Raw genomic sequence first — 7,592 nt, 5'->3', positions numbered from 1 at the left:
GGCGCACGGCTTCTTCCACCGCAATTTCGTCGAACGGGTTCATCGACATCTTCACGTTCGCGATGTCGACGCCCGTGTTGTCCGACTTCACGCGGACCTTCACGTTGTAATCGACCACTCTTTTCACTGGCACCAGGATTTTCATGCACACGCTCCAAAGTTACGAATACGACCAGAGGCCATTCTATAGCGAGGCCTCGTGACTGCGCGGCCAAGCGGACCCATCCATCGTGGATGTCGAGGATACCGCTTCTTGGCGAAATGCCAATGATAGCGAACGATCGTTCTATTTTAAAAGAGAAAAAACCCGGACGCAAAGCCCGGGTTTTCGATCATCGACTCTAATCGCCGCCGGGCGCCCCGTGCACCGCGCCGAACCGCGCTGCACCTCGCCGAACCACGCCGAACCACGCCGAACCACGCATTACCAGGCGGCGATCACCGCGCCGCCGAACTTGCCCTCGATGAACTGCTTCACCTCAGGCGAATGATAGGCCGCGACGAGCTTCGCGACCCAAGGCTTGTTCCGGTCCGCGTCGCGAATCGCGATGATGTTCGCATACGGGCCGTTCTGGCCCTCGATCGCGATCGCGTCCTGTTTGGGCTTCAACCCCGCTTCCATCGCGTAATTGGTATTGATCGCCGCAGCGTCGACGTCGCCGAGCGAACGCGGGATCTGCGCCGCGTCGAGCTCGACGATCTTCAGCTTTCGCGGATTGTCGACGATGTCGAGCGGCGTTGCCTTCAGCCCCGCGTCCGCGCGCAGCTTCAGCACACCCTGCTTCTGCAGCAACAGCAACGCGCGGCCGCCATTCGTCGGATCGTTCGGGACCGCGACGCGCGCGCCCGGCTTCAGCTCCGCGAGCGACTTCACGCGCTTCGAGTAGATGCCCATCGGGAACGTCACGGTGTCGGCCACCTTGATCAGCTTGTAGCCGCGGTCCTTCACCTGCGCCTGCAGATACGGCTCGTGCTGGTAGCTGTTCGCATCGAGATCGCCCGCGGCGAGCGCCGCGTTCGGCTGCACGTAGTCGGAGAATTCGACGATCCGGATCTCGAGGCCGCTCCTGGCCGCGACCTGCTTCACGACTTCCATCACCTGCGCGTGCGGGCCGCCCGTCACGCCGACCTTGATGGTTTCGGCCCGGGCCTGCGCGCCCGCGAACAGCGCGGCCGCGCCGAGCGCCGCCGCGAACTTCAGCATGAACCGTCGTTGCATCGTCATTCCCCCAAACACACCGGATATCGTCTTATTTGTGGCTGAGCCGCCGCACGAGCCAGTCGCCGAACGACTGCACGATCTGCACGAACACGATCAGGATCGCAACCACCGTCCACATCACTTCCGGCAAGTAGCGCTGGTAGCCGTAACGGATCCCGAGATCGCCGAGCCCGCCGCCGCCGATCGCGCCCGCCATCGCCGAATAGCCGACGAGCGACACGAACGTGATCGTCAGCCCCGCGACGATGCCCGGCAGCGATTCCGGCAACAGCACCTTGAACACGATCTGCGACGTCGTCGCGCCCATCGACTGCGCGGCCTCGATCAGCCCGCGGTCCACTTCGCGCAGCGCGGTCTCGACGAGACGCGCGATGAACGGCGCGGCCGCGAGCGTCAGCGGCACGACCGCCGCCGCGGTACCGATCGACGAGCCCGTGACGAGCCGCGTGAACGGAATCACCGCGACCAGCAGAATGATGAACGGCGTCGAGCGCACCGCGTTCACGAAGCCGCCGAGCACGCGGTTCACTCCGAGGTTCTGCAGCACGCCCTGGCGATCGGTCAGGTACAGCAGCACGCCGAGCGGCAGCCCGACGAGCGCGCCGACGACGCCCGAGATGCCGACCATGATCAGCGTCTCCCAGAACGACTGCACGAACATGTCGAACATTTCACTCAACATACGAAAGCTCCTCTACCACCACGCCTTGCTCGCGCAGGAACGCGAGCGCCTGTCCGACCTTGCCCGGCTCGCCGCCCGCGAGCACCGCGAGCGAACCGAAAGCCTGGCCCTGGATCTCGTCGATCTGGCCGTGCAGGATGTTGAAATCGAGCTCGTAGCGGCGGATCGTCTCCGACAGGATCGGCTGGTCGACGCCCGAGCCCGTAAACGCGAGGCGCAACAGATGGCCGCTGCCGGTCTTGAGCCGCTCGGCCACGCGCTTCTTCAGCGCGGGCGGCAACTCCTGTGCGATCACGTCGCCGATCAGCGCGCGCGTCACTTCGTGGTGCGGCTGCAGGAACACGTCGATGACCTTGCCCTCCTCGACCACGCGCCCCGCGTCGAGCACCGCGACGCGATCGCACACCTGCTTGATCACTTCCATCTGGTGCGTGATCAGCACGATCGTCAGGCCGAGCTCGCGGTTGATGCGCTTCAGCAGATCGAGGATCGAGCGTGTCGTTTCAGGATCGAGCGCCGACGTCGCCTCGTCGGACAGCAGCACTTTCGGCTGGCTTGCGAGCGCGCGTGCGATGCCGACGCGCTGCTTCTGGCCACCGCTGATCTGCGCCGGATAACGGTCCTTTTGCGCGGACAGCCCGACGAGGTCGAGCAGCGGCAGCACCGCCGCATCGATTTCGGTGCGGCTCGCACCGGCCAGCTCGAGCGGCAGCGCGACATTGTCGTACACGGTGCGCGACGACAGCAGGTTGAAGTGCTGGAAGATCATGCCGATCTCGCGACGCGCTTCGCGCAGCGCGCCGGCGGGCAGCAGCGTGAGATCGCGGCCACCGACGACGACGTTGCCTTCGGTCGGCCGGGTCAGCAGGTTGATGGTGCGCACGAGCGTGCTCTTGCCGGCGCCGCTGCGGCCGATGATGCCGAACACCTCGCCCTTCGGAATCGTCAGGTTGACGTTGTGCAGCGCGTCGACCCATCCGCTGGGCCCCGCGAAACGCTGCGACAGATTACGTAATTCGATCATGTAAACAAAACGGCGGACGGCTGGCGAGCCGCCTGTGCAGGCCCCGCCAGTCGGCCGCCGATGCATCTGGAATAGCCGGCGATTTTACCGCAAACGCCTCATTCCCCTTAATAATCGATTTCGATCTTTTCATAACCGGACGAAATTAGAGGGGACCGCTGACGCGCACCGGCTGCGCGGCGTCTATGATCGGGAACGCGAAGATCAACGATCAAGGGGACACGTCAGATGACTGCCACCACCACTGCGTCCGCGTCCGCTGCGCCCGCCGTGCCCGTCTCGCATCCGCCGCGGATCGGACGGCTGCGCACCGCCGACGGCCTGGAACTGGCGTTGTACCGCTGGCCGGTCGGCGACGGCGGCGCCGCGCCGCGCGCGACGGTCGCGCTCGTGCACGGCCTGGCGGAGCATGCGGGACGCTACGACGCGCTCGCGGCGCGCCTGAACGCGGCCGGCATCGACGTGCTCGCCGTCGACCTGCGCGGACACGGCCAGTCACCCGGCAAGCGCGCGTGGGTCGACCGGTTCGATGGCTACCTGGATGACGCCGACGCGCTCGTCGCCGAAGCCGGGCGCGGCAATGGTCGCTATGGTGGCGTTGGTAACGATACGCCGCTGTTCCTGATGGGTCACAGCATGGGCGGCGCGATCGCGGCGCTGTATGCGATCGAGCGTGCGCCGGCCCGCGGCCGCGCGTTTGCCGGCCTTGTGCTGTCGAGCCCCGCACTCGCGCCCGGTCGCGACGTGCCGCGCTGGATGCTCGCGGTCAGCCGCGTCATCAGCCGCGTGTGGCCGACCTTTCCCGCGATCCGGATCGACGCGGCGCTGCTGTCGCGCGATCCGGCCATCGTCGCCGCCAACCGCGCCGACCCGCTCGTGCATCACGGCGCGGTGCCGGCCCGCACCGGCGCGGAAATTCTCGACGCGATGGCGCGCATCGAACGCGGCCGCGGCGCGCTGCGCGTGCCGGTACTCGTCTATCACGGCACCGAGGACAAGCTGACCGAACCGGACGGCAGCCGCGTGTTCGGCGCGCGCGTCGGCTCGCCTGACCGCACGCTCACGCTGTACGAAGGCGGCTTCCACGAAACGATGAACGACCTCGAACGCGATCGCGTGATCGACGCATTGATCGCGTGGATTCACGCGCACGCGCCGGCGCGCTGAGCGGCGCCGCGCGACTTCAGATGCCGGCCAGCACGCGCAGGTGCGCGACGACGCTACGCCCGAGCGCCGACAGGTTGTAGCCGCCCTCGAGGCAACTGACGATGCGCCCTTGCGCGTGACGGCGCGCGATCTCTACGATCTGCGCGGTGATCCATTCGAAGTCCGACTCGACGAGACCGAGGCCGCCGATGTCGTCCTCGCGATGCGCATCGAAACCCGCGGACACGAACAGCATCTGCGGCTTGAACGCATCGAGACGCGGCAGCCAGAACATGTCGACCGCCTCGCGAACCGCCATCCCGTTGCTGCGCGCGGGCATCGGCAGGTTGACCATGTTCGGCGCCTGGTGCTCGACGCCCGAGAACGGATACAGCGGATGCTGGAAAATGCTGCACATCAGCACGCGCTCGTCATTCGCGAATGCGGCTTCGGTGCCGTTGCCGTGATGCACGTCGAAATCGACGATCGCGACGCGCTCGAGTCCGTGCACGTCGAGCGCATGCCGCGCGGCGATCGCGACGTTGTTGAAGAAGCAGAAGCCCATCGCTCGCGCGGGCTCCGCGTGATGGCCGGGCGGCCGCACGCTGCAGAACGCGTTGTCGTAGCGCCCCTCGATCACCGCATCGGTCGCCGCGAGCGCGGCGCCGGCCGCGCGCAGCGCCGAGCGCCACGTATCGCGGTTCATCAGCGTATCGGGATCGATCTCGACGTAGCCGTCGATCGGCGTCATGCCCCGGATGTAGTCGATGTGCGCCTGCGTATGCACACGCGCGAGCGCGGCTTCGCTCGCGAACGGCGCGGTCTCGTGCGCGACCAGGTCGTCGATGCGACTCGCGATCAGCTGATCCTGGATCGCCGACAGGCGAGCCGGGCATTCCGGGTGCCATTGCCCCATCTCATGCAGCATGCAGTCGGGGTGCGTATAAAAGGCGGTTGCCATAAGCGTCGTCCGCAGCGCACGCGCGCCGCAGGTCTCCATCAATAAGGTCCATCGTCTGTCGCGAATTCGCCGCTAACTTACCACAACGGGGGCCCGGATCGCCCCGTCGCGGCAGATGCGTCGGGTATACTGCGCCGAACGCATTCGCCCTGTCCGCTCCGGTTCTTCATGAATTACAACAAGCCTGTCGCCTCCGCTTCCGCACTGTTCCGTGCGCGCCTCCCGCTCGTTGCCGCTGCCCTCGCTGCCGTCCTCGCCGCCGCGCCGGCCGGCGCGCAGACGCAGCCGCCGGCGGCCGCCAGCACGCCCGTCGCACCGGCTCAGCCGCAACAGCCGGCACCGCAAGGCCAGACCTTCGAGGAAGAGATCGTCCCGCAGCGCTACGCGAACAACGCGCAGGTCGACGCGTTCATCAACGACATGGTGAGCCGCCACGACTTCGATCCCGCGAGCCTGCAAGCGCTCTTCGCGCGCGTCAGCTATTCGGCGACCGCGGTCAAGCTCGTGAAGCCCGCAGCTTCGCCGACCGTGAAGAACTGGCGCGTGTACCGCTCGCGCTTCATCGAGCCGATCCGCATCAATGCAGGCGTGAAGTTCTGGAAGGCGAACATGGCGACGCTGCAGCGCGCGTCGGAAGAATTCGGCGTGCCGCCGGAAGTCATCGTCGGCATCATCGGCGTCGAGACGATCTACGGCCGCTACATGGGCAACTTCCGCGTGCTCGATGCGCTGACGACGCTCACGTTCGACTATCCGGACACACCGAATCGCGACAGCCGCCAGGCGACGTTCCGCAAGAACCTCGAGGATTTCCTGGTCTGGACGCACGACAACCAGCTCGACCCGACGACCGTGCTCGGCTCGTATACGGGCGCGATCGGCATTCCGCAGTTCCTGCCGAGCAGCATCCGCGAATATGCGGTCGATTACGAAGGCAACGGCCACGTCGACCTGCGCAGCAGCCCGGCCGACGCGATCGGCAGCGTCGCGAACTACCTGAAGCAGCACGGCTGGGAAACCGATCGCCCGGTGGTCTGGCAGATCGCCCCCGATACCGGCAGCCAGGGTATCGCACAGGCCGCGGCCGACGGACAGCCGGAGCCGCATTGGGCGCTGTCGCAGTTGCTGAGCGCGGGCATGACGCTCAACGAGCGGTCGGTCGACATCGCGGCCGAGGCCGGCACGCCCGTCACGGTGATCGACCTGCCGTCGCCCGGGCGCGCAACCGAATACATGCTCGGGCTCAAGAATTTCTATGTGCTGACGCGCTACAACCGCAGCTTCTTCTATGCGCTGACGGTCTACCAGCTCGGCGAGAGCGTGAAGGCGCAGATGGAAGCGACCGGCGCGCTTGCGCCGGCACGCCCGAACGCGCAGGCGCAAGCGCAAGCACAGTAATCGCGCGCAGCTCGCCTGCCGAAGCCAGACGAAGAAAGCGCCGCATGTTGCGGCGCTTTTTTTACGTCATGTGCGAACGGCGTCGCTTACGCGGGGAACACGCCCGTCGACAGATAGCGGTCGCCACGATCGCAGACGATGAACACGATCGTCGCGTTCTCGACCTGCCGCGCGATCCGCAGCGCGACTTCGCAGGCGCCACCCGACGAGATGCCGGCGAAGATGCCCTCGACGGCCGCAAGATTGCGCGCGGCCGCTTCGGACGCGGCCTGGCTCACGTTCTCGACGCGGTCGACGCGGCTGCGATCGAAGATCTTCGGCAGATACGCTTCCGGCCATTTGCGGATGCCGGGAATGCGCGAGCCTTCCTCCGGCTGCGCGCCGACGATTTCGATCGACGGATTCTGCTCCTTCAGATACCGCGACACCCCCATGATCGTGCCCGTCGTGCCCATCGCCGATACGAAGTGCGTGATGCGGCCCTCGGTATCGCGCCAGATTTCCGGGCCCGTCGCTTCGTAATGCGCGAGCGGGTTGTCGAGGTTCGCGAACTGGTCGAGGATCACGCCCTTGCCTTCGCGCTGCATCTGGTCCGCGAGATCGCGCGCCAGCTCCATCCCGCCCTTCACCGGCGTCAGGATGATTTCCGCGCCGTAGGCCGCCATGCTCTGGCGCCGTTCGACCGACAGGTCCTCCGGCATGATCAGTATCATCTTGTAGCCGCGGATCGCCGCGGCCATCGCGAGCGCGATGCCCGTGTTGCCGCTCGTCGCCTCGATCAGCGTGTCGCCCGGCTTGATGCGGCCGCGCTCTTCGGCCTTGCGGATCATCGACAGCGCCGGGCGATCCTTCACGGAACCCGCCGGGTTGTTGCCTTCCAGCTTCGCGAGAATCACGTTGTTGCGCGCGCGAATCTCGTCATCCGGCAAGCGGATCAATTGCACGAGCGGCGTGTTGCCGATCGTGTCTTCGATAGTTTTGTAAGCCATGGAGATACCGTGAGTGCGATGCCGAACAAGCGGTCGATTCTAAACCAGCGACGCATCCCGTGCCCGCTACCCCCAACGCGACGATGGAATACCGCGCCGGGCATCGGCACCCCAATCGGTACGCCAATCGGCACGCGCATCGGCAGAACCGGCACGCAAAAAACCCGCGA

General features: G+C 66.3%; 7 protein-coding genes and 1 pseudogene. 2 read left to right on the top strand and 6 right to left on the bottom strand.

Annotation, left to right across the window (positions count from 1 at the left end; genetic code table 11):
* From G3N94_RS38385 to G3N94_RS38370, 4 genes and pseudogenes are all read right to left on the bottom strand, one after another.
* Positions 1-145, bottom strand: a pseudogene (locus G3N94_RS38385) (electron transfer flavoprotein subunit beta/FixA family protein); the annotation flags it as partial.
* Positions 146-424: 279 nt separating this feature from the next.
* Complete coding sequence (locus G3N94_RS38380) at positions 425-1,219, bottom strand: MetQ/NlpA family ABC transporter substrate-binding protein (RefSeq protein WP_205799424.1); 795 nt, start codon at positions 1,217-1,219, stop codon at positions 425-427.
* Between the two features lie 31 nt (positions 1,220-1,250).
* Positions 1,251-1,904: a methionine ABC transporter permease gene (locus tag G3N94_RS38375; RefSeq protein WP_059749607.1), complete on the bottom strand. Its 654-nt coding sequence runs from the start codon at positions 1,902-1,904 to the stop codon at positions 1,251-1,253.
* Positions 1,894-2,928 carry a methionine ABC transporter ATP-binding protein gene (locus G3N94_RS38370; RefSeq protein ID WP_205799423.1) on the bottom strand — a complete coding sequence of 345 codons (1,035 nt, stop codon included), beginning with the start codon at positions 2,926-2,928 and terminating at the stop codon, positions 1,894-1,896. The genes G3N94_RS38375 and G3N94_RS38370 overlap by 11 nt, the downstream gene beginning before the upstream one ends.
* A 228-nt stretch (positions 2,929-3,156) precedes the next feature.
* Here G3N94_RS38370 and G3N94_RS38365 point away from each other — a divergent pair, with 228 nt between their 5' ends.
* Complete coding sequence (locus G3N94_RS38365; protein WP_205799422.1) at positions 3,157-4,095, top strand: alpha/beta hydrolase; 939 nt, start codon at positions 3,157-3,159, stop codon at positions 4,093-4,095.
* A gap of 16 nt (positions 4,096-4,111) precedes the next feature.
* On the opposite strand, the gene G3N94_RS38360 is transcribed toward G3N94_RS38365, so the two are convergent.
* Entirely contained in the window at positions 4,112-5,035 is a 924-nt protein-coding gene (locus tag G3N94_RS38360) for a histone deacetylase family protein (RefSeq protein ID WP_205799421.1), read from the bottom strand.
* Between the two features lie 168 nt (positions 5,036-5,203).
* On the opposite strand from G3N94_RS38360, the gene mltB reads away from it, so the two are divergent.
* A complete protein-coding gene (gene mltB, locus G3N94_RS38355) occupies positions 5,204-6,433 on the top strand; it encodes a lytic murein transglycosylase B (RefSeq protein ID WP_205799420.1) in 1,230 nt (409 codons plus the stop codon).
* Positions 6,434-6,519: 86 nt separating this feature from the next.
* On the opposite strand, the gene cysM is transcribed toward mltB, so the two are convergent.
* Positions 6,520-7,422, bottom strand: coding sequence for a cysteine synthase CysM (gene cysM / locus G3N94_RS38350; RefSeq protein ID WP_205799419.1), 903 nt, complete (start codon positions 7,420-7,422; stop codon positions 6,520-6,522).
* Positions 7,423-7,592 lie beyond the last annotated feature (170 nt).

Source organism: Burkholderia sp. Ac-20353 (assembly GCF_017104785.1).
Classification (GTDB): domain Bacteria; phylum Pseudomonadota; class Gammaproteobacteria; order Burkholderiales; family Burkholderiaceae; genus Burkholderia.
The sequence above is the reverse complement of the archived record's forward strand: the minus strand, read 5'-3'. Positions and strand labels throughout refer to the sequence as shown.